Source organism: Xanthomonas codiaei, assembly GCF_002939785.1.
In the GTDB taxonomy this organism is placed as follows: domain Bacteria; phylum Pseudomonadota; class Gammaproteobacteria; order Xanthomonadales; family Xanthomonadaceae; genus Xanthomonas; species Xanthomonas codiaei.
This window is the reverse complement of the sequence record NZ_MDEC01000011.1, coordinates 107,908-129,716: the sequence shown is the minus strand read 5'-3', so window position 1 is coordinate 129,716 and position 21,809 is coordinate 107,908. Positions and strand designations below refer to the sequence as shown.

Below are 21,809 nucleotides of genomic sequence, written 5' to 3'. Positions count from 1 at the left end.
CATTTTCAACATGTTGTACCTGCGTTTTTGGAATGCCCGCGCGTCACGGGCAGCGCACGGTGTGGCGCGCTGCCCGTGGTAACGCTTCCAGTTACGCGCTGCTGCTTACAGCTTCCCGGCGCCGGCCTTGGCCTTGACGTCTGCAGCGACCTTGTCGGCCGAGAGCAGGTTGTAGCTATACGGCGGGGTCCAGCCGATGTTGCTGTTCCAGGAGCACGACAGGGCCTTGCCATTGAGCAACGAGCCCTGGTCGCGGTATACGCTGCCGCCGTAGTCGGCGGCGATCTTGTCGCAGCTGCTCACGCCGCTGATATCGAACACGTTGCGTTCGGAGAAGATCTTCGATTCCTTGCCCACGCCATGTGCGTGCGAGAACGTGTACACCTTGTTGCTGGTGCTACCGACATGGTAGTTGTTGTACAGATGCACCTGGCCGAAGCGCACCCGCGGCGCGCGCGCGGAAATGTTTTCGAACAAGGTGTTGTGGATGGTGACCTTGAGCTTGCCGCTATCCAGGCTCGAGTGACTGTCGCTGGAGCCGATCAGGCCGTTCTTCTCGTGCGATTTGAACGCCGAGTAGGAAACGGTGACGAAATTGGCGCCTCGCTTGATGTCCAGCGCGCCGTCGTGGTGTTGCTTGGGGCGGCCGTTGGCGGTGCCGTTCTGGTCGTCGGTGCGGCGACCATCGGTGAAGGTGACATGGTCCACCCACACGTTGGTGGCGCCTTCCACGGTCAACCCGTCGTACTCCGCGTTCCAGTTGCCGGCACTACCGTCGTCCGGATCCCAGACCGGCTCCGGATCCCACGGATTTTCGATGGTGAGGTTGCGGATGATGACGTCGTTGGCCTTGACGTACAGGTAGCCTTCGCGGATCTCGGCGTTGCTGGTGATGCCGATCAAGGTGGTCTTGGTCGGGATATCCAGGCGCGCACGCGACTTCATGTCCGACGTCTTGGTGTAGGGCTTGCCTTCGCTGATATCGATGATGCCGCTGATCTTGATGATGCGTCCGTTGCTGCCCACGCTGGCCTTCAACGCATTCTTCAATTCGGCGGCATTCTTGACCGTGTAGATATTGGCTGCAGCAGCCTTCGATCCGCCTTTGGTGCCACCGTTTTGCGTCGCCCAACCGGTGGTCGCCACTTCCAGCGCAGGATCGGCGCTGGCAACGCCGGTAAGCAGCAACGATCCGACAAACAGCGACGCGGCGGCCGCCGTTGAGAATTTCGGCTTCATCTGGATGTCTCCCTCGAATGAATTCGATGCACCGCGCAGCGGTACACCCCTCGTCTATCGACTACGGAACATACTTTTCATCTATGTAATGTTCAGTTCCGCGAGAGGGGATACTAAGAGCATCGCAATCGCTTGTATCTAGGCAAATTGCCGTTGTGCACGCACAGTCACGCAAACGGTTGCGAGACAGTTGCGAGAAGACAAAAGGCTGCGATCAAGACACGCGGAGACAGCGCCAAGGACACTGCAGCGCAGCATGATGGAGGTCGCACAGCGGCTGGACATGCATCGACCATGCGGTGTTGAGGCGGTCACACGCGACTGATTTCGACGTGATATGTCCTACGAAATGCAGCATCCAAGTCGTACACGCACAGCACAAAGGATTGCAATGCTCGGCGTCCTGCAATGCGGCGCTCGCAGATGCATCACGACAACTGGCAAAAGCAGCCACGCGCAGCGCAATCGCCGTATCGCCGAAAGAGCGTGGCAATACACCCGCCACGGACGCGTCGATGCATGAGCTCAGGGACGTACGGTCTTGCTGCGGCATCGCGAGCAGGTACGGGCCAGATGCGAGAGGCAGCTGCGGCGATCGACCTACGCCATCGTCGATGGCTAAGAGCGGCTAACAGAACGTAGCGAGCGGTCGTCAGGTGGGTGCGGACGGCGCAGAGGACCGCAGTGTACGCGTGGTACATGCCGCACCGAGCACCGACCGCGCGCCCGCCTGGCGGCCGCGCAGTCGTTTTGCCAGCTGCTCTTAGCGTTTGACGCTCTTGGCGTGCAAGCCAGGGGCTGGCCGAGCACACGCGCGCCAGGCGCAAGACGCTGCATCCGGCCGCAACGACGGTGGCGTGCGCCTTCGGCAGCGCTCCCTCTCGTGCAAGACGCACGCGTACACGAGCGCGCATCGGCCCGGATGCGCAGCGGTGATGTGCAATCAACTCGTCAGTCGACGATGCAGCCCGATCAGGCGCGCAGCGCAGCTCAGGAAAAGCCTTCGAAGAACAGTTCGATCGCCATCACCAGCGCATCTTCGCGGCCGGTGTGGGAGGGGTAGTAGCGCGGACGCCGCCCGATCTCGTTGAAGCCTTCGGAGTGATAGAGCGCAATCGCCGACGGATTGGACGGGCGCACCTCCAGGAACGCGCGTCGCGCGCCGCGATCGCAGGCGCCCTTGATCAACGCGCGCAACAGCACGCGCCCGTACCCTTGCGATTGCGCTTCCGGCGCGATGCAGACGTTGAGCACATGCGCCTCGTCGGCAGCAATGCTGATGACGCCATAACCAATCACCTGCCCGGCCCGTTCCATCACCCAGCCCGGATACCCTGCCTGCAGGCAATCGCGAAAGATGCTGCGCGTCCATGGGAATGGATAGGCGCGCAGTTCGATCTCCATCACCACATCCAGATCGCTCTCGCGCATGGCACGCAGCGTGGCGGGCAACGGCGCATTCATTGCGCTCACGCCGGGTCCCGACGACGCCGCAGCGCACGCAACTGCGGCCACAGGGCGCGCTTGGCAGCGGGATTGCCTCGCAGTTCGGCCAGCGGCCAGGACGCCATCAAGGCCTGGGTGCTGGGATCGCCGGGGTTGCAGCCGGAGGCACGCAGCAAGGCCATCTGCAACCGGTCCGGCAACCCGACCCGGCTGCGCCGTTGCGGCGCGGACGCGGGCGCGGTGCCGGGCGCGCGCGGCGGTTCGGCCGGCGCGGCGGGTGCCGCCCGACGCGGTGCAGATGCAGCCGCCGCCTCGACCGGGACGCGCTGCTCGCGCAGTGGGGCCGACACCGGCGCAGTGTCGGGCACGGCGACCGGCGCGGGCAGCGGATCGGCCGTTGCACGGTCCAGATAGACGATGTGCCCCATCGCCTGCAGGCACGACACCTGCAGGTCCGACCACACCGGCTCGTTCGCCAACACGTTCATCGACGGCGGCTCACGGAAGCTCGGGCGTGCGGCGCCAGCGTCGCCACAGCCACATCGCCGGGCCGGACAAGGCATACAGCACGCCGATCACCAGCAGCGAGCGCGCCAGGTCGATCACCAGCAGGGCGATCACCACCGTGGCGATCGCCAGGGCCAGGAACGGCACGCGATCGGCACGCGCACCGCGCGCACCGCCCTTGAAGCTCCAGAAGCGGATCCGGCTGACCATCAACAGCGCCGACACCACGGTGACCGCGAGCGCCACATAGCGCAGCTGTTCGCCATCGAAGCCCAGGCTGTCGTCGGCGAATGCCCACACGAACGACATCATCAGCCCGGCCGCCGCGGGGCTGGCCAGGCCGATGAACCAGCGCTTGTCCACCACCCCGACCTGGGTGTTGAAGCGGGCCAGCCGCAGCGCCGCGCAGGCCGCATACAGAAACGCCGCCGACCAGCCGACCCGGCCCATCACGCTGCTGTCGTATTTCAGCGCCGACAACGACCAGTGGTACATCACCAGCGCCGGGGCCATTCCGAAGCTGACCAGGTCGGCCAGCGAGTCGTACTGCACGCCGAATTCGCTGCTGGTATTGGTCAGGCGCGCCACCCGGCCGTCCAGCCCGTCCATCACCGCGGCCACGAACACCGCCATGGCAGCCTGGACGAACTGCCCGTTGGCGGCGGCGATGATGGCGTAGAAGCCGGAAAACAGTCCGGCGGTGGTGAACAGGTTCGGCAGCAAGTAGATCGTGCGCGAGCGCGGAGGCGGTCTCATTTCATCCATGCGCCAAGTGTAGGGCCTGAGGTCCGTCCGACGGTAGCGCGCCCGGGCCCGTCGCGCGATCGCTTGCCAGCGCGGGCCATGGATGCTGCAATCGCGGCGGGAATCATCCAGGGGAAGCCACATGCACCTGCCGTTGGGGCTTTGCGCCCTGTTGATGCTGGTCAGCGCCACCGCCGGCGCCGCCGATCTATACAAGTGGAAGGACGCCAAGGGCGTGACCCACTACACCGAAACCCCGCCACCGACCGGCCAGCGCTACGAAGCGCGCCGGATCGATGCGCGCACCGGCACCGCCGCCATCGCCGCGCCGGAGACCGCCACGCCCGAGTCGGCCGACTGCCTGACCGCGCGCCGCAACCTGGAACTGCTCAGCGGCAAGGGCGAGGTCTCCATGGCCGCCGGCACCGATGGCAAGCCTGGCGCCGTCCTCGACCCGGAAGCCCGCGCTGCCCAGCGCAACCTGGCCGACGCCGCCGTCAAGGCGTATTGCAAGCCGGCCGCCAGCGCAGTTCCAGCCTCCTGAGCCCGGCCACCGCGTATCGCTTGGCGATGGGCCTGGTCCCGGCTCCCGGATAATGCCCCCCGGGACCGGATGGGTATCGTCGCGATGCCATCCAGCACGTCGCCGCCGCGCGCGCAGCGCCCGACCGGGTGCCGGATCGAGCAGGCGGCTGCAACGTCACCCGCCAGGACAGACGGTGTTACGCCAGTCGCACGAGACTGGGCGAATCGCAGTGCCGTCGGGCGCCCGCCCGCCATCGCGGTACCCGGCCGTCCCTGGCCCGGTGTGCGCCCCCCGCCCCTGACGACATCCACGCCGCAGCGGGCCGCCACTCCAGGGCTGCCACCCACCGGTCCGGCGGCCGCGCCAGGCGCGCCCGACAATGACCGCCAGGGCGCACACTGGCAAACTACGGGTTTTCCGCCCAAGCGAAGCCCGATGCGTCTTTCCCAGTTCCACCTGCACACCACCAAGGAAACCCCGGCCGACGCCGAGCTGGTCAGCCACCGGCTGATGCTGCGCGCGGGCATGATCCGCAAGCTGGCCTCCGGGCTGTACACCTGGTCGCCGCTGGGCCTGCGCGTGCTGCGCAAGGTCGAGGCGATCGTGCGCGAGGAAATGAACCGCGCCGGCGCGGTGGAAGTGCTGTTCCCCACCATCCAGCCGCGCGAGCTGTGGGATGCCACCGGGCGCTGGGAAAAGTTCGGCGGGCAGCTGCTCAAGATCAAGGACCGCAAGGAGCAGGAGTTCTGCTACAGCCCCACCGCCGAAGAGGCCGCCGCCGAATTCGCGCGCCAGGAGATCAACAGCTACAAGCAGCTGCCGCTGAATTTCTACCAGATCCAGACCAAGTTCCGCGACGAGATCCGCCCGCGCTTCGGCGTGATGCGCGCGCGCGAATTCCTGATGAAGGATGCCTATTCCTTCCACCTCACCGATGAGGACATGGCGCGCGAGTACGACAACATGAAGGCGGCCTACACCCGCATCTTCACCCGCCTGGGGCTGGAGTTCCGCGCGGTGCAGGCCGATTCCGGCGCCATCGGCGGTGATGCCTCGCAGGAATTCCACGTCATCGCCGCCTCCGGCGAAGACTCGCTGGCGTTCTCCACCGGGTCCGATTACGCGGCCAATGTGGAAACCGCCAGCGCGGCCCTGCCCGGCCCGCGCCCGGAGGCCGGGCAGGCCATGCATCAGGTCGCAACGCCCACCCAGAAGACCTGCGAGGACGTGGCCCAGTTGCTGGGCATCCCACTGCAGCGCACGGTCAAGTCGGTGGCGGTGATGACCCAGGCCGGCTTCGTGCTGGTGCTGGTGCGCGGCGACCATGCCGTCAACGAGATCAAGCTGGCCAAGGTGGCCGGCCTGGCCGACTACCGCATGGCCAACGACACCGAGATTCGCGACCACCTCGGTTGCGAGCCGGGCTTCCTGGGCCCGGTCAACACCGCCCGCCCGATCCGCGTGGTGGCCGACCGCGACGTCGCGGCCATGGCCGACTTCGTGGTCGGTGCCAATGTGGCCGGCGCCCATCTGGCCGGCGTCAACTGGGGCCGTGACCTGCCCGAACCGCAGACCGTGGCCGACGTGCGCAATGTGGTCGAAGGCGAGCGCGCGGCCGATGGCGGCGAACTGCGCCTGGCCCGCGGCATCGAAGTGGGCCACGTGTTCCAGCTCGGCAGCCAGTACGCCCAGGCCTTGCAGGCCACCGTCATCGACGAAGGCGGCAAGGTCGCGGTGATGAAGATGGGCTGCTACGGCATCGGTATTTCGCGCATCGTGGCCGCGGCGATCGAACAGAACCATGACCAGGCCGGCATCATCTGGCCGGCACCGATGGCGCCCTGGCAGGTGGTGGTCTGCGTGATCAATCCCAAGCAGGACGCCAGCGTGCTCGCCGCCGCCCAGGCCTTGCTGGACGAATTGATTGCAGCTGGTATCGATGCGGCTTTGGATGACCGCGGTTTACGTCCGGGTGCGATGTTTGCCGATATGGAACTATTGGGCATTCCGCATCGGGTGGTGGTCTCGGAACGTGGATTGGCCGCCGGCACTTTTGAATATCGCGCCCGCACCGCCGAATCGGCAGAAAACCTGGATAAGGCCGGATTATTCTCACGACTGGGCCATTGATCAAACAACGCCAGCACCCCGCAATCAGATGAACGCAGTGCGCCGAATTATTTCGGCGCATTTGTCATACCGGTTTTCTGACATTATGATGGCCGCCGCTGCCACGGACCGGCATTCTTTTCTCTCTCATCTTCCGGAGTAGTGATGTCGATCGATCTCACCGGCCTGTCGGCCAAGCAGCTGAGCGCACTGATCAAAAACGCAAAGAAGCAGCAGACCGTGGTTGCCAAGCGCGCCCCGATCGCCAAGGTCCGCACGCAGCTGACCCGCGCTGCCAAGGCACAGGGGTATTCCATCGAAGAATTGTTCGGCGCCGCCGCCGGCCCGGGTCGCCCGGCCGCTGCCGGCAAGCCGGGTCCGCGTGCCGGCCGCAAGCTGGGCAAGGTTCCGCCGAAGTATCGCAATCCGGCCAACCCGCAGGACACCTGGACCGGCCGTGGCAAGCAGCCGCGCTGGCTGGCCGAATTGACCGCCGCTGGCAAGAAAGTGGAAGACTTTCTGATCGGCAAGGTGGGTGGTGGCGCCAAGAAGGCATCGGCCAAGAAGGCCTCGCCGCGTAAAACGGCAACCAAGCGCGCTGCCAAGAAGTCGAAGGCCGCGTGATCTAGACCAATAAAACCGCCGGCATTGCCGGCGTTTTTATTGTGCGCATTTCGACCCGCTCATAAGTTCTTGCGGGCCGGAATCAGCAGATTCCCGAATAGCAATCCGGCCATCAAGGCCATCACGATATTGGTGACCGCCAATAGCGCGGCTTGTCCGACGCTGACGTCCTGTTGCTGTACCAGGGTCAGGAAACCCCGCAAGCTGACGCTGCCGGGAACCAGCATGATGATGCCGGGCAAGCGGATCAACGCGCCGGGTTTCTGGACCACCCGCCCGAACAGGTTTCCGGCAGCGGTCAATGCCATGGCCGAGGCAAATACACCGGCCGGTCCGCCCCAGGCATGGCCGGCATAACGCGCAATGACATAACCAGACATCGCAGCGGCCATGATCCATAAATAATCGCGTCGATTGGCCTTGAACAACACCGCAAACGCATAAGCGGCCACCAGCAGCGAGGCCCATTCCACCCAACCGGCCTGCGGGCGCAATGCGGCCACCTGCGGATGCAGGCCCATCAACTGGGTCAGGGTCACTGCAATCACCGCACCGACGGTGAGCTTGAGCACCGTGGTCACCGCGCCCGCCAGCCGCGCCGTGCCGGAGACCCAGTGCTGGCTGGCCAGCTCGTTGAAGGCATTGGTCAGCGACATGCCGGGCAGCAGCACCACCAGCGACGCGATGATCACCGTGTTGAGGTTCAACGGCCCGATCAACGAAGCCACCACGGCAGCCACCACGCCAGCCAGCAGCCCGGCCAGGGCTTCTCCGGCTTCCTTGGTGGCCGGCCGCCTGTCGGTGTACTGGGTGAGCAGGCCGATCGACATGCCGATGGCACCGGCCGTGGCGATGTCCAGCCACGGCAGCTTCCACAGCCCGGCCACGCCGGCGGCGGCCAGCCCGAACGCCAGCACCTGCAAGGTCTTGCCACGCCGGTCCACCTCGCGGTCCAGCCGGCGCAGCGCGGTATGGCCTTGCGCGATGCTCATGCGCCCGTTGGCGACGCTGTCGGCCACGTAATCGGCCACGCTGAGCTTGTAGAGGTCGTTTTCGCCCGGGGCCAGGCGGATCACCCGGGTGATGTCGCTGGAGCCGATCGCCTTGGTGGGATCGCTGAAGCTCAGGATGATGCCGGTGGGATTGGACCAGGGTTCGCAGTCCAGGCCCAGTTTCTGCGACAGCCCCACCACCGCCGCCTCCAGCCGCTGCGCGGTGGTGCCATAGGAATGCAGGCGCCCGGCGATTTCCGATACGAAGGCGACGCGCTGGGCGTAGGTGGCGCTGGCGGACGGTAGGACAACGGTGGCAGCGGACATGCGTGGCGGGTCGGATCGGAGAAACGCCGTGCGGCGAGGCGGCCAGTGTATGCCGCAGCGCGGCCGGCCGGCGGCCTCATCGCCAGCCACACGCCATGGCACCTGGCGCATCCCCATCTTTCGCTCACGCCGGCCCTGTATGCTGGCGCCACGGACAGGCCACTCATGATCAAACCGCAACCTCCCCGCATCGACCAAGACCCGCAGGATCAGACCCAGGTCCGCCTCGCCGGCAGTTGGGTGCTAGCAACCGCCCTGCCCCAGGCAGAATTGCTGCAAGCCGTGCCCGACGGGGTGCGCCGCATCGACGCGCGCGGCATCGGGCAACTGGATTCGGCCGGCGTGCTGCAGTTGCTGCGCTTCGCCGGCCGCATGGGGTTGAAGGAAGACGCGATCGATTTTCGCGACGAGCACCAGGCGCTGGTGTGCACCATCGAGGACCTCAACGACGAACGCCCCAAGCCCAAGCGCGACTACGGCTTCGTGGCCGCGCTCGATCGCCTGGGCCGCACCACCCATGGCGTCGGCCAGGGCATCCTGGAGTTGAACAGCTTCCTGGGCGAGAACCTGGTCAAGATCATGCGGCTGATCCACGAGCCGCGGCGCTTCCGGCTGACCTCCACCGTGCATCACATGGAACAGGTGGGCCTGGACGCGGTGCCGCTGGTGGTGCTGCTGTCGTATCTGGTGGGCGCGGTGATCGCCTTCCTGGGCTCGACCATCCTGCGCGACTTCGGTGCGGAAATTTACGTGGTGGAGCTGGTGTCCATCGCCTTCCTGCGCGAATTCGCAGTGCTGCTGACAGCAATCGTGTTGGCAGGCCGCACCGCCAGCGCCTTCACCGCGCAGATCGGGGCGATGAAATCGCGCGAGGAAGTGGACGCGATCCGCACCCTGGGCCTGGACCCGATCGACCTGCTGGTGATCCCGCGCCTGCTCGCACTGATCTTCACCCTGCCGCTGCTGACCTTCATCGCGATGATCGCCGGCCTGGCCGGCGGCGTCACCGTGGGTGCGTTCGACCTGGATATTCCGCCGCAGATGTACTTGGCGCGCATGCACGAAACCATCCAGTTGCGGCATTTCCTGGTCGGGCTCTCGAAGGCGCCGCTGTTTGCGCTGGTGATCGGCCTGATCGGCTGCCTGGAGGGACTCAAGGTCAGTGGCACCGCGCAATCGGTGGGCGAACGCACCACGTCCTCGGTGGTGCAGACGATTTCTCTGGTCATCATCCTCGACGCGATCGCAGCGTTGTGGTTCATGAAGATGGGGTGGTGATGAGGACGGGATTGGACATTCGGGATTCGGGATTGGTGCAAGGCAGAAGCGCGGCTGGCGCTCTGACATTTCGGAGAGCCGTGCTTTGACCAATCCCCAATCCCCACTCCCCAATCCCGGCCCAGAGGCCGACGGCGACGACGATGAGCTGGCGATTTCCGTGCGCGGGCTGACCAACCGTTTCGGTAGCCAGACCGTGCACGAGGAGCTGGACCTGGACGTGCGCCGCGGCGAGATCCTGGGCGTGGTCGGCGGCTCGGGCACCGGCAAATCGGTGCTGATGCGCAGCATCCTGGGCCTGCGCGAACCCGATGCCGGCAGCATCCAGGTACTGGGCGCGGACGCGCGCTCGGGCCGCTACGCCGACCGCCAGCTCATCACCCGCAACACCGGCGTGCTGTTCCAGGATGGCGCGCTGTTCTCGTCGATGACCGTGGGCGAAAACGTGCAGGTGCCGCTGAAGGAACACCACGGCGAGTTTCCGGAACGCTGGTATTTCGAGCTGGCGCTGCTGAAGATCAAGCTGGCCGGCCTGCCGGCCGATGCGCTGGACAAGCTGCCCTCGCAGTTGTCCGGCGGCATGCGCAAGCGCGCCGGCCTGGCGCGTGCACTGGCGCTGGACCCGCCCTTGTTGTTCCTGGACGAACCCACCGCCGGGCTGGACCCGATCGGCGCGGCCGCCTTCGACCGCCTGATCCGCACCCTGCAGCAGGCATTGGGCTTGACCGTGTTCCTGATCACTCATGACCTGGATACGCTGTACGCCATCTGCGACCGCATCGCGGTGCTGGCCGATCGCAAGGTGATCGCCAACGCGCCGCTGGCCGAGGTCGAGCAGATCGATCATCCCTGGATCCAGGAATATTTCCACGGTCCGCGCGCCCGCGCCGCGCGCGCGGCCAAGACCGACTCCACCGAGACCGCCTGAGCATGGAAACCAAAGCCAATTACGTTCTGATCGGCGCCTTCACCATCGTGGCCGGCCTGGCCTTGCTGCTGTTCGGCCTGTGGGCTGCCAAGTACTCCTCCGACCGCACCTGGCAGCAATACCGGGTGGTGTTCCGCGAGGCGGTGACCGGCCTGTCGGTCGGCAGCCCGATGCAATACAACGGCATCGCAGTCGGCTCGATCACCGAGCTGACCCTGGCGCCGAACGACCCGCGCCAGGTGGTGGCGCACGTGCGGGTCAATTCCACCACGCCGATCAAGAGCGACACCCGCGCCAAGCTGGCCATCACCAGCCTCACCGGCCCGTCCATCATCCAGCTCTCCGGCGGCACGCCCGAGGCACCCTCGCTGACCACCATCGACAAGAGCGATGCGCCGATCATCCAGACCACGCCCTCGGCGCTGCAGAACATCACCGACACCGCCAACCGCATCGTCGAACGCATGGACCAGATGCTCTCGGACAAGAACGTGGCTAGCATCTCGGCCACGTTGCAGAACCTGGAGAAGATCAGCGGCGGCATCGCCGATCGCGACGAAGGCATGCAGGCGCTCATCGTCAGCGCGCGCGATGCCGCGCGCAATCTCGACACCACCCTGACCACCACCAACGGCACCATCAAGCGGCTGGACCAGAATCTGATACAGCAGCTGCCGGGCATCCTGGAAAAACTCGATGCCACCCTGGCCAAGCTGGATTCTGCTGCCGGCAACGCCGACACCATCCTTGGCGAGAACCGCGCGGCCATCAACAGCTTCGCCAACGACGGCCTGGGCCAGCTCGGCCCGACACTGACCGAGTTGCGCGGCCTGATCCGCGACCTACGCCGGGTCAGCGACAAACTGGACAACAACCCTGCGCGCTACCTGCTCGGCCGCGACGCACCCAAGGAGTTCGAACCGAAATGACTGCCATGCGCCTGTTGCGTCCCCTGTTGTGCGTGTCGTTGCTGGCGCTGGGCGGCTGCTCGGTGCTGACCGGCGGCGACAAGAAACCGGCCACCATCTACGCCCCCAGCGTGCGGGTGACGCCGAACCCATCGTGGCCGCAGGTGAGCTGGCAGCTGGTAGTGGCCAAACCCAGCGCCGCACGTGTCATCGACAGCCCGCGCATCAATGTGCGCCCGACCCCCGGCGAGCTGCAGGTCTATCACGGCGCCGGCTGGGCACAACCGGCCACGGACATGCTGGAAGACAGCGTAGTGCGCGGCTTCGAGGACTCCGGCAAGATCGCCGCGGTGGCTCATATCGGCACCGGCATCCGCTCCGATTACAAGCTGGCGATCGATCTGCGCCGGTTCGAATCCGACTACGCCGGCCAGTCGCTGCCGTCGGCCACGATCGAGCTCAACGCCAAGCTGCTGCACTCGGCCGACCAACGCGTGGTCGCCTCACGCACCTTCCTGGTTGCACGGCCTTCCAGCGGCACCGATACCGCCGCCGTCGCGGTTGCTTTCGAGCAAGCCCTGACCCAGGTGACCACCGAGCTGGTGGGCTGGACGCTGACCACCGGGCAACAGGACAGCGCCGCGCCGCCGCGCACGCCGTAACCCGACGCGTTGCCCTGCAGCCGGAACGCATCTCACCCGGCACCGAGACCGGCACACGTCTCCAGCCTGTCTGCCTTCTCCCGCGCGCGGGAGAAGCTGGCGCGCAGCGCCGGATGAGGGCACACACCGTCCGCCGCGCACGCCATAACCCGACGCGTCGCCCCGCAACCGGAACGCATCCTACCCGGCACAGGCCCGCAGATGCGTAGCCTGTTCTCCCTTCTCCCGCACGCGGGAGAAGGTGGCGCGCAGCGCCGGATGAGGGCACACACCGTCTGCCGCGCACGCCATAACCCGACGCATCGCCCTGCAGCCGGAACGCATCCCACCAGGCACTGGCCCGCAGGTGCGTAGCCTGTTCTCCCTTCTCCCGCGCGCGGGAGAAGGTGGCGCGCAGCGCCGGATGAGGGCACACACCGTCCCTCGGCAAGCTGGCCGTCGCGCACGCCAGCCGGCCACCCGGCGCCGGCCTCATCCTGCCGCAGACGACGCAATCTGCCGAAAGGTCAGATTGATCCGCTCCCCCACCGGCCGTGCCGTGCGAGGCAAGGCATGCCTGTAGTGACGCTGCGTCTGCCCGCCCATCAGCAGCAGATCGCCATGCCCCAGCGCCAGCGTCTGCTTCAGCGCCGCATCGTCGCGATGCTTGAATGCAAAGCGCCGCGTCGCGCCCAGGCTCACCGACGCGATCAACGGCTGCGCGCCCAGCTCCGGCTCGTCGTCGCTATGCCAGCCCATCGCATCGGCTCCGCTGCGGTAGCGGTTGACCAGCACGCTGTTGAATGGGTGCCCGGTCTCGGCCTGCAGCCGCGCACGCAGCGGCTGCAACACCTCTAGCCACGGCTGCGGCGCGAACTGCGTACCGGAATAGCGATAACTGGCATCCGCATCGCCGATCCAGCTGCTCAGGCGCGGCGAATCCACCACCCGCCCGAACAGGCGGATGCGGTGCACCTCCCACCGCACCTGCGCCAACAGGGCCTGCAGCAGCGCGTCGGCTTGCGTCGCGTCTAGCCATCCGCGCTGCCAGCTGATCTGCGCCCCCGGCAATGCCACCTCGATCTTCATCGCCCAGACGCTAGCACGCATGCCCGCACCGCGTCGTCGGCAGCGGATGAATCGCGCCGATTTGCCGCCGTCACATGCAATCCCGGAAAATGCGCTCCAGCCATCGAGCCAACGGGAGCGGAGCAATGTCGGTAACGGGAGTCGGCGCACAGGCGCCAGAGGCGGTCGAACGTGACGTCATGGAATACGACGTCGTCACCGTCGGTGCCGGCCCGGCCGGGCTGTCGTTCGCGATCCGGCTCAAGCAGCTCAACCCCGAGTTGAGCGTGTGCGTGATCGAAAAATCCAGCACCATCGGCGCACACATCCTCTCCGGCGCGGTGATCGAACCCGGCCCGCTGGACGCATTGCTGCCCGGATGGCGCGACACCCCGCCGCCGATCTGCGTGGCCGCCACCGACGACGAATTCTGGTTCCTCGGCAAGGACAGCGCGCGCAAGTTCCCCGTGGTGCCGCCGGGCATGCGCAACCACGGCAATTTCATCGTCAGCCTGGGCGCGATGTGCGCATGGCTGGCGCCCCAGGCCGAGGCGCTGGGCGTGGAGATCTACCCCGGCTTTGCCGCTGCTCAAACCCTGCACGACGACAGTGGCCAGGTGATCGGCGTGCGCATCGGCGACATGGGTGTGGCCAAGGACGGCACGCACAAGCCTGGTTACACCGCCGGCATCGACATCCGTGCCAAGGTCACCGTGCTCGCCGAAGGCGCGCGTGGCCATCTGACCAAACAGTTGCTCAAGCGCTTCGACCTCACCGCCGACAGCGACCCGCAGGGGTATTCGATCGGCATCAAGGAACTATGGCAGGTGCCCGAAGGGCGCGTCAGCCCCGGCAAGATCGTGCATACGCTGGGCTGGCCGGCCGACAACCGCACCTACGGCGGCAGCTTCCTGTATCACCTGGACAACAACCAGATCGCACTCGGCTATGTCAGCGGGCTGGATTACAGCGATCCGGGCTACCAGCCGTGGGAAGCCTTCCAGCAATGGAAGAACCACTCCCTGATCAAGCCGCTGCTGGAAGGCGGCAGCATCCTGTCGGCCGGCGCGCGCGCCATCGTCACCGGCGGCTGGCAGTCGCTGCCGAAGACGGAAATGCCCGGCGCCCTGCTGATCGGCGATACCGCCGGCCTGCTCAACGTGCCCAAGATCAAGGGCACCCACCAGGCGATCCGCAGCGGCATGCTGGCCGCCGAACACCTAGCGCAGTCGCAGCTGGTCCCGCAGGGCTTCGACGCCAAGCTACGCGCCTCCGATGCGATGGCCGAGCTGAAGCAGGTGCGCAACATCAAGCCCGGCTTCAAGAAGGGCCTGTGGTTCGGCCTGCTCAATGCCGCCTGGGAAACCGCGCTCAAGGGCGCCTCGCCGTGGACGTTGAAGAACAAGCCGGACTGGTCGGCACTGCGCAAGATCGGCGAGTACGAACAACCCAAGCGCGACTACGTCAGCCGCGAACTCGCACCACGCGACCGCCTGCAGGCGGTGTACTTCGCCGCCACCGAGCACGACGAAGACCAACCGGTGCATCTGAAAGTGCTGGACACCGACGTCTGCGCCACCCGCTGCGTGGAGGAGTACGACAACCCCTGCACCCGCTTCTGCCCCGCCAATGTCTATGAAATGGTCGCAGATACCACCAGCCCCTCTGGCAAGCGCCTGCAGATCAATGCTGCCAACTGCGTGCACTGCAAGACCTGCGACATCAAGGACCCCTACGAGATCATCACCTGGGTCACACCGGAGGGTGGTTCGGGTCCGAACTACCAGAATCTGTGAATTCGCTTCGCAGTCCGATCCGGACTCACCTGCGCAACCGCCTGTTCGGGCTGCTACGCGCCGCGTTCCGTGCCATTCCGTTGAGCGAAGCGAAGCGCGATCGTTGGCGTGGCTGGTTTCTGGACCGACATGGCGACTGGGTTCCGGAGCCTGCACGTGGCCGGGCAGGCGATGGCATCTCCCGGCGTCCGGCCGCACGCAGCGACCAGGCCGCGATCGGCCATGTGCCGTATCGCACCCAATCCCTGCCTGACGCGCTTCCTGCAAGCCTGATTGCCTTTTACCTGCCGCAGTTTCATCCGATTCCGGAAAACGATGCGTGGTGGGGCAGAGGCTTTACCGAATGGCGCAACGTCGCGCGCGCGCTTCCGCAATTCGAAGGGCATCAGCAACCTCGCCTCCCCGCGGACCTTGGCTTTTACGATCTGCGTAGCCCGTACATCATGCGCGAGCAGGCGCGCTTGGCACAGGAATACGGCCTTGCCGCATTCTGCTTCTATTTCTACTGGTTCGCCGGCAAGACCTTGCTGGAAATGCCTATCAGGCAATGGCACGAAGATGACTCGATCACACTGCCGTTCTGCCTGTGCTGGGCGAACGAGAAGTGGGCGCGGCGCTGGGATGGGCGCGGCGACGACATTCTGATCGATCAGGCGCATGACGCCGACGACGATCTCGCCTTCATTGCGCACGTCGCGTCGTACATGCGCAACCCGAAGTACTGGCGTGTGGAAGGACGTCCACTGCTGCTGGTGTATCGACCCAATCTGCTTCCCGAGCCCGCACAGACCGCCGCACGCTGGCGCACCTGGTGTCGCGATAACGGCATTGGCGAGATCCATCTTGCTTACGTGCAGGGTTTCGAACGTCCGGATCCGCGGGATATCGGGTTCGATGCGGCAGTCGAGTTTCCTCCCAACATGAGCACTCCGCCATCGATAACGGCCGGGCAGCGCCTACTGAATCCTGATTTCAGCGGCGACGTACTGGATTGGCGTGCGCTTGCGAGCGATATCGAGCAGCGTCCCTTACGGGAATACACGCTATATCCCGGAGTGAATCCGGGTTGGGACAACGAGCCGCGACGTTCCGGCAAGGGGCGTGTCTATCTGCACGCCTCCCCTCGCCGTTACCGGGACTGGCTGTCGAAGACAGTGCATCGCCGTCTTGCAAATGTACCGTCGGCCAATCGCCTGGTATTCATCAATGCATGGAACGAGTGGGCCGAAGGCGCCGTCCTCGAGCCGGACATGCGCCTGGGGTATGCATGGCTTGAAGCAACGCGCCAGGCAATGACGCGCTCGGCCGATTACGTACCCGCCCCACGCACACACCGCGCCTGCGTGGTCGTGCACGCATGGTATCTGGATGTCCTGGACGAGATCCTCGACGCGCTTGCGCCCTCTGCAGCCACTGTACGGATGATCGTCACTACCGATCTGACACTGGTCGGGCAGGTTCGTGGGCTGCTGCAGCAGCATGGCATCGAGGCGGAGGTGGAAGGCTTCGAGAATCGCGGCCGGGACATCCTGCCGTTCCTGCACGTTGCCAATCGGTTGCTGGACGAGGGCGAGCAGCTGGTGTTGAAACTGCATACGAAGAAATCGACGCATCGTCACGATGGCGATGCGTGGCGGCGCGAGATGCTGGCCGCGTTGCTGGGCGGCGGGCGCATGGATGCAATCGTCAACGCCTTCGTCGCCGACCCAGGGCTCGGGCTTGCCGCACCAGCGCAACATCTATTGGGAGTTACCGACTTCATCGGTGGCAACGCAGATGCGCTGGATTATCTCGCCGTCCGCACCGGCGCCGGCACGGTGACCGAGCATGACCGGTTCGCCTCTGGCAGCATGTTCTGGGCAAAGCTCGACGCACTGCGTCCATTGCTCGACGCGCATCTGCAACCTGGCGATTTCGAGGGCGAGCAAGGGCAGATCGACGGCACGCTGGCACATGCGATCGAACGTTTCCTGGGACATACAGTCCTGCAATCAGGTCACCGCCTCGCCACGATCGAAGGACTCATAGGCCAAGGCGAGCCGGCGGCATCCACACCCTACCGCTATGCACGCAAGGCGCCGTAACGGCGCCTTGCTGCTGGTGGAACACATCGCCTCGCTCTCAGCTCCGAAAATCCGTGCCGGTCTTGCTGCGCAATTCTGAAATCTCCACTCCGTCTGCAGCCTCCACCAGCACCAAGCCGTCGGCAGCGACATCGAACACCGCCAGATCGGTGATGATGCGATCCACCACACCGACGCCGGTCAGCGGCAGGTCGCATTCGCGCAGGATCTTGTGGCTGCCGTCCTTGGCGACGTGCTCCATCAGCACCACCACGCGCTTGACCCCGGCCACTAGGTCCATCGCCCCGCCCATGCCCTTGACCATCTTGCCGGGCACCATCCAGTTGGCCAGATCGCCGCGGTCGGTGACCTGCATCGCACCCAGAATCGCCAGGTCGATATGGCCACCCCGGATCATCGCGAACGAATCATGGCTGCCGAAGTAACTGGCACCGTCGCGCGCGGTCACTGTCTGTTTGCCGGCATTGATCAGGTCCGCATCGACTTCGTCTTCAGTCGGAAACGGGCCGATACCGAGCAGGCCATTTTCCGATTGCAGCCACACATCCACACCCTCGGGGATGTGATTGGCCACCAGCGTGGGAAGACCGATCCCCAGGTTGACGTAGGCGCCATCGGTAAGCTCGCGTGCGGCACGCGCGGCCATCTGATCGCGGGTCCAGGCCATCAGTTGTCTCCCTTGCGCACGGTGCGCTGTTCGATGCGTTTTTCCGGTGCGGGGTTGAGCACCAGCCGATCGACATAGATGCCCGGCAGATGCACCTGATCCGGATCGATCGCGCCCAGCTCCACGATCTGCTCGACCTCGGCAATGCAGATGCGCCCGGCCATCGCGCAGGCCGGGTTGAAATTGCGCGCGGTCTTGCGGAACACCAGGTTGCCGGCGGTGTCGGCACGCCACGCCTTGACCAGGGCGACGTCGGCCTGCAATGCGGTCTCCAGCACGTAGTGCTTGCCGGCGAACTCGCGGGTTTCCTTACCCTGCGCCACGATGGTGCCGTAGCCGGTGGCCGTGTAGAACGCGGGAATTCCCGCACCGCCGGCGCGCAGGCGCTCGGCCAGGGTGCCTTGCGGGTTGAATTCCAGCTCCAGTTCGCCCGCCAGATACTGGCGCTCGAATTCCTTGTTCTCGCCGACATAGGACGAAATCATCTTGCGGATCTGGCGGGTGGCCAATAGCTGGCCCAGCCCGAATCCATCCACTCCGGCGTTGTTGGAGATCACCGTCAACCCACTCACCCCGCTATCGCGTACGGCCGCAATCAGCGCCTCGGGGATTCCGCACAATCCAAAGCCGCCCACCGCCAGGGTCTGGCCATCGGCCAACACCCCGTCCAGCGCCGCCTTGGCATCGGCATGGCGTTTGCCGCCTGCCGCACCACGTCCATCGTCGCGCATCACCGCCCTCACCTCGCTGATGTGAAGCGGCCATTCTAGCCGCTGACTGTTCCCTGTCCCCGGTCGCAATTCCGCCACACCCAAGACACGGCGCACCCGCTAAACTCGGGTGTTCCCCACACCAGGATTTGCCCATGACGCTACCCGCCTTCAAGGCCTACGATATTCGCGGCCGCGTGCCGGATGAACTGAACGAGGACTTGGCCCGCCGCATCGGCGTGGCGCTGGCGGCGCAGCTGGATCAGGGGCCTGTGGTCCTGGGCCACGACGTGCGCCTGGCGAGCCCGGCGTTGCAGGAAGCGCTTTCAGCCGGCCTGCGTGCCAGCGGCCGCGAGGTCATCGACATCGGCCTGTGCGGCACCGAAGAGGTGTATTTCCAGACCGATTACCTCAAGGCCGCCGGTGGCGTGATGGTGACCGCCAGCCACAATCCCATGGACTACAACGGCATGAAGCTGGTGCGCGAGCAGGCGCGTCCGATCAGTTCGGACACCGGCCTGTTCGCGATCCGCGACACGGTCGCGTCCGATACCGCCGCACCCGGCGAGCCCACCGCAAACGAGCACAGCCGCACCGACAAGACCGCGTACCTGGAGCACCTGCTCAGCTATGTGGACCGCAGCGCGCTCAAGCCGCTCAAGCTGGTGGTGAACGCCGGCAACGGTGGCGCCGGCCTGATCGTGGACCTGCTCGCCCCGCACCTGCCGTTCGAGTTCGTGCGCGTTTTCCACGAGCCCGATGGCAATTTCCCCAATGGCATCCCCAACCCGCTGCTGCCGGAGAACCGCGATGCCACCGCCAAGGCGGTCAAGGATCACGGTGCGGACTTCGGCATTGCCTGGGATGGCGACTTCGATCGCTGCTTCTTCTTCGACCATACCGGTCGCTTTATCGAGGGCTATTACCTGGTCGGCCTGCTGGCGCAGGCGATCCTGGCCAAGCAGCCGGGCGGCAAGGTTGTGCACGACCCGCGCCTGACCTGGAACACGGTCGAGCAGGTCGAAGAGGCCGGCGGCATCCCGGTGCTGTGCAAGAGCGGCCACGCCTTCATCAAGGAAAAGATGCGCAGCGAGAACGCCGTGTATGGCGGCGAGATGAGCGCGCACCACTATTTCCGCGAGTTTGCCTACGCCGACTCCGGCATGATCCCGTGGTTGCTGATCGCCGAGCTGGTGTCGCAGTCCGGCCGCTCGCTGGCCGATCTGGTCGAAGCGCGCATGCAGAAATTCCCCTGCAGCGGCGAGATCAACTTCAAGGTCGCCGATGCCAAGGCCTCTGTTGCCCGCGTGATGGCGCATTACGCCGACCTGTCGCCGGAGCTGGATTACACCGACGGCATCAGTGCCGATTTCGGTCAATGGCGTTTCAACCTGCGCAGCTCCAACACCGAGCCGCTGCTGCGTCTGAACGTGGAAACGCGCGGCGATGCCGCACTGCTGGAAAGCCGCACGCGAGAGATTTCCGACTTGCTGCGCGACTGATCTACCATTCTCCCCCACCTTTGACGCACTGGAGTTTCCCCCGCTCATGAGCGACGTCCTTCCGATTATCTTGTCCGGCGGCTCCGGCACGCGCCTGTGGCCGCTGTCCCGCGAGTCCTACCCCAAGCAGTTCCTGCCGCTGGTCGGCGACAAGAGCATGCTGCAGGCCACCTGGCTGCGTGCGGCGCCCGTCGCAGGGCACGCACCCATCGTCGTGGCCAACGAGGAGCATCGCTTCATGGCCGCCGAGCAGCTGCAGCAGTTGGGCGTCAAGCCCTCTGCCATCCTGCTGGAGCCCAAGGGCCGTAATACCGCGCCGGCGATTGCAGTTGCTGCGCTGGAGGCCACGCGCGATGGCGCCGACCCGCTACTGCTGGTGCTGCCGTCGGACCATGTGATCGGTGACGAGGCTGCATTCCAAGCTGGGGTGAAAGTTGCAGCTGAAGCGGCATCACAGGGCAAGCTGGTCACCTTCGGCATCAAGCCAACCGCACCTGAAACCGGCTACGGCTACATCAAGGCCGGCGCTGACAATGGGGTCAGCGCGGTGGAGCGCTTCGTCGAAAAACCCGATCTCGCCACTGCACAGAGCTATCTCGCCAGCGGCGAGTACTACTGGAACAGCGGCATGTTCCTGTTCCGCGCCTCGCGTTACCTGGAAGAACTGCGCAAGTTCCATCCCGCCATCGCCGATGCGTGCCAGACCGCATGGCAGAACGGCAAGCGCGATGCCGACTTCACCCGCCTGGACAAGGACGCGTTCGCGGCCAGCCCGTCGGATTCGATCGACTACGCGGTGATGGAAAAAACCGCCGATGCGGTCGTCGTGCCGCTGGATGCTGGCTGGAACGATGTCGGATCGTGGTCGTCGCTGCTGGATGTGTCCGAGCAGGATGGCCAGGGCAACGCGCATCATGGCGACGTGATCCAGCTGGATTGTCGCAATACCTATGCCTACGGCTCGCGCCTGATCGCCATGGTCGGCCTGGAAGACGTGGTGGTCGTCGAGACGCCGGATGCCGTGCTGGTCGGACACCGCGATCGCATCCAGGAAGTAAAGGAGGTGGTCGGCCGGATCAAGACCGACGGCCGTTCGGAGGCGACCTGGCATCGCAAGGTGTATCGCCCGTGGGGCGCGTACGACTCGATCGACATGGGCCAGCGTCACCAGGTCAAGCGCATCACCGTCAAGCCCGGTGCCGTGCTCAGCCTGCAGATGCATCACCACCGCGCCGAACACTGGATCGTGGTCAGTGGCACTGCAGAAGTGACGCGTGGCGAAGAAGTTCTACTGCTGACCGAAAACCAGAGCACCTACATCCCGCTCGGCGTGACCCATCGCCTGCGCAATCCGGGCAAGCTGCCGCTGGAACTGATCGAAGTGCAGTCCGGCAGCTATCTGGGCGAGGACGACATCGTGCGCTTCGAGGATACCTACGGCCGGGCCTGATCACGCGCTCGACGTAGACGGCAAGATCGACGGCGGCCCATGGCCGCCGTCTTGCGTTATCTGCGATTCACTTTCGATTGCACCGCGCTACGCGTGGCAGATCAAAGGTCGCAGGCTGCATTGCACACCCGTGCGTGCGGGCGACGCAACTGCATCGCCCGCACTTGGGTACCGTCAGGAAAGCCAAGCGGCGCCTGCCTGCGAGGCGGCAAGCAGCGCCGCATCGCGTGAACCTCTTGGACGGCATGGACGAGTGGCGTTTC

19 protein-coding genes and 1 other RNA gene are annotated in these 21,809 nt (G+C 65.5%); 11 read left to right on the top strand and 9 right to left on the bottom strand.

What is annotated here, in order from left to right; genetic code table 11:
* Window positions 1-105 precede the first annotated feature (105 nt).
* The 5 genes from XcodCFBP4690_RS10280 to pssA all read right to left on the bottom strand — a co-directional run bounded on the left by XcodCFBP4690_RS10280 (window position 106) and on the right by pssA (window position 3,957).
* A complete protein-coding gene (locus XcodCFBP4690_RS10280) occupies window positions 106-1,239 on the bottom strand; it encodes a pectate lyase family protein (protein ID WP_104540854.1) in 1,134 nt (377 codons plus the stop codon).
* A 626-nt stretch (window positions 1,240-1,865) separates the two neighbouring features.
* A non-coding RNA gene (locus XcodCFBP4690_RS10275) (sX9 sRNA) lies at window positions 1,866-1,940 on the bottom strand.
* A gap of 289 nt (window positions 1,941-2,229) precedes the next feature.
* Complete coding sequence (gene rimI, locus XcodCFBP4690_RS10270) at window positions 2,230-2,712, bottom strand: ribosomal protein S18-alanine N-acetyltransferase (RefSeq protein WP_167394556.1); 483 nt, start codon at window positions 2,710-2,712, stop codon at window positions 2,230-2,232.
* Window positions 2,709-3,173, bottom strand: coding sequence for an alanine acetyltransferase (locus XcodCFBP4690_RS10265; protein ID WP_104540852.1), 465 nt, complete (start codon window positions 3,171-3,173; stop codon window positions 2,709-2,711). The genes rimI and XcodCFBP4690_RS10265 overlap by 4 nt, the downstream gene beginning before the upstream one ends.
* Before the next feature lie 10 nt (window positions 3,174-3,183).
* Window positions 3,184-3,957: a CDP-diacylglycerol--serine O-phosphatidyltransferase gene (pssA, locus tag XcodCFBP4690_RS10260; RefSeq protein ID WP_104540851.1), complete on the bottom strand. Its 774-nt coding sequence runs from the start codon at window positions 3,955-3,957 to the stop codon at window positions 3,184-3,186.
* 121 nt (window positions 3,958-4,078) lie between these two features.
* On the opposite strand from pssA, the gene XcodCFBP4690_RS10255 reads away from it, so the two are divergent.
* The 3 genes from XcodCFBP4690_RS10255 (at window position 4,079) to XcodCFBP4690_RS10245 (ending at window position 7,195) form a co-directional block, all read left to right on the top strand.
* Window positions 4,079-4,480: a DUF4124 domain-containing protein gene (locus XcodCFBP4690_RS10255; RefSeq protein ID WP_146091874.1), complete on the top strand. Its 402-nt coding sequence runs from the start codon at window positions 4,079-4,081 to the stop codon at window positions 4,478-4,480.
* A 417-nt stretch (window positions 4,481-4,897) separates the two neighbouring features.
* Window positions 4,898-6,592 carry a proline--tRNA ligase gene (locus XcodCFBP4690_RS10250; RefSeq protein WP_104540850.1) on the top strand — a complete coding sequence of 565 codons (1,695 nt, stop codon included), beginning with the start codon at window positions 4,898-4,900 and terminating at the stop codon, window positions 6,590-6,592.
* Between the two features lie 144 nt (window positions 6,593-6,736).
* Complete coding sequence (locus tag XcodCFBP4690_RS10245) at window positions 6,737-7,195, top strand: H-NS histone family protein (protein WP_104540849.1); 459 nt, start codon at window positions 6,737-6,739, stop codon at window positions 7,193-7,195.
* A 59-nt stretch (window positions 7,196-7,254) separates the two neighbouring features.
* Here the strand turns inward: XcodCFBP4690_RS10245 and XcodCFBP4690_RS10240 are convergent, their stop codons facing one another.
* Window positions 7,255-8,514: a threonine/serine exporter family protein gene (locus XcodCFBP4690_RS10240; protein WP_104540848.1), complete on the bottom strand. Its 1,260-nt coding sequence runs from the start codon at window positions 8,512-8,514 to the stop codon at window positions 7,255-7,257.
* Window positions 8,515-8,679: 165 nt separating this feature from the next.
* On the opposite strand from XcodCFBP4690_RS10240, the gene XcodCFBP4690_RS10235 reads away from it, so the two are divergent.
* The 4 genes from XcodCFBP4690_RS10235 to XcodCFBP4690_RS10220 all read left to right on the top strand — a co-directional run bounded on the left by XcodCFBP4690_RS10235 (window position 8,680) and on the right by XcodCFBP4690_RS10220 (window position 12,290).
* On the top strand, window positions 8,680-9,792 hold the full coding sequence (locus XcodCFBP4690_RS10235) for an MlaE family ABC transporter permease (RefSeq protein ID WP_104540864.1): 1,113 nt from the start codon (window positions 8,680-8,682) through the stop codon (window positions 9,790-9,792).
* An 85-nt stretch (window positions 9,793-9,877) separates the two neighbouring features.
* The gene (locus tag XcodCFBP4690_RS10230) at window positions 9,878-10,720 is read left to right on the top strand and encodes an ABC transporter ATP-binding protein (RefSeq protein WP_104540847.1); all 843 of its coding nucleotides are present in this window, start codon (window positions 9,878-9,880) and stop codon (window positions 10,718-10,720) included.
* 2 nt (window positions 10,721-10,722) lie between these two features.
* A complete protein-coding gene (locus XcodCFBP4690_RS10225) occupies window positions 10,723-11,649 on the top strand; it encodes an MlaD family protein (RefSeq protein ID WP_104540846.1) in 927 nt (308 codons plus the stop codon).
* Window positions 11,646-12,290 (top strand): ABC-type transport auxiliary lipoprotein family protein, encoded by a 645-nt coding sequence (locus XcodCFBP4690_RS10220; protein WP_104540845.1) that lies wholly within the window; start codon window positions 11,646-11,648, stop codon window positions 12,288-12,290. Before XcodCFBP4690_RS10225 ends, XcodCFBP4690_RS10220 begins: the two co-directional genes overlap by 4 nt.
* A gap of 471 nt (window positions 12,291-12,761) precedes the next feature.
* Here XcodCFBP4690_RS10220 and XcodCFBP4690_RS10215 read toward each other — a convergent pair whose 3' ends face one another.
* Entirely contained in the window at window positions 12,762-13,358 is a 597-nt protein-coding gene (locus XcodCFBP4690_RS10215; RefSeq protein ID WP_104540844.1) for an alpha-ketoglutarate-dependent dioxygenase AlkB family protein, read from the bottom strand.
* Between the two features lie 125 nt (window positions 13,359-13,483).
* Here XcodCFBP4690_RS10215 and XcodCFBP4690_RS10210 point away from each other — a divergent pair, with 125 nt between their 5' ends.
* Both XcodCFBP4690_RS10210 and XcodCFBP4690_RS10205 read left to right on the top strand, forming a co-directional pair.
* On the top strand, window positions 13,484-15,133 hold the full coding sequence (locus tag XcodCFBP4690_RS10210) for an electron transfer flavoprotein-ubiquinone oxidoreductase (protein ID WP_104540843.1): 1,650 nt from the start codon (window positions 13,484-13,486) through the stop codon (window positions 15,131-15,133).
* The gene (locus tag XcodCFBP4690_RS10205) at window positions 15,130-17,217 is read left to right on the top strand and encodes a glycoside hydrolase family 99-like domain-containing protein (protein ID WP_104540842.1); all 2,088 of its coding nucleotides are present in this window, start codon (window positions 15,130-15,132) and stop codon (window positions 17,215-17,217) included. The genes XcodCFBP4690_RS10210 and XcodCFBP4690_RS10205 overlap by 4 nt, the downstream gene beginning before the upstream one ends.
* A 37-nt stretch (window positions 17,218-17,254) precedes the next feature.
* Here XcodCFBP4690_RS10205 and XcodCFBP4690_RS10200 read toward each other — a convergent pair whose 3' ends face one another.
* Together XcodCFBP4690_RS10200 and XcodCFBP4690_RS10195 are read right to left on the bottom strand one after the other, a co-directional pair.
* Window positions 17,255-17,884, bottom strand: a complete 630-nt coding sequence (locus tag XcodCFBP4690_RS10200) for a CoA transferase subunit B (RefSeq protein ID WP_104540841.1) — start codon at window positions 17,882-17,884, stop codon at window positions 17,255-17,257.
* Window positions 17,884-18,615, bottom strand: a complete 732-nt coding sequence (locus XcodCFBP4690_RS10195; RefSeq protein ID WP_104540840.1) for a CoA transferase subunit A — start codon at window positions 18,613-18,615, stop codon at window positions 17,884-17,886. Before XcodCFBP4690_RS10195 ends, XcodCFBP4690_RS10200 begins: the two co-directional genes overlap by 1 nt.
* Before the next feature lie 134 nt (window positions 18,616-18,749).
* Here XcodCFBP4690_RS10195 and XcodCFBP4690_RS10190 point away from each other — a divergent pair, with 134 nt between their 5' ends.
* Together XcodCFBP4690_RS10190 and XcodCFBP4690_RS10185 are read left to right on the top strand one after the other, a co-directional pair.
* Entirely contained in the window at window positions 18,750-20,096 is a 1,347-nt protein-coding gene (locus XcodCFBP4690_RS10190; RefSeq protein ID WP_104540839.1) for a phosphohexomutase domain-containing protein, read from the top strand.
* A gap of 46 nt (window positions 20,097-20,142) precedes the next feature.
* Window positions 20,143-21,546: a mannose-1-phosphate guanylyltransferase/mannose-6-phosphate isomerase gene (locus XcodCFBP4690_RS10185; protein ID WP_104540838.1), complete on the top strand. Its 1,404-nt coding sequence runs from the start codon at window positions 20,143-20,145 to the stop codon at window positions 21,544-21,546.
* Window positions 21,547-21,809 lie beyond the last annotated feature (263 nt).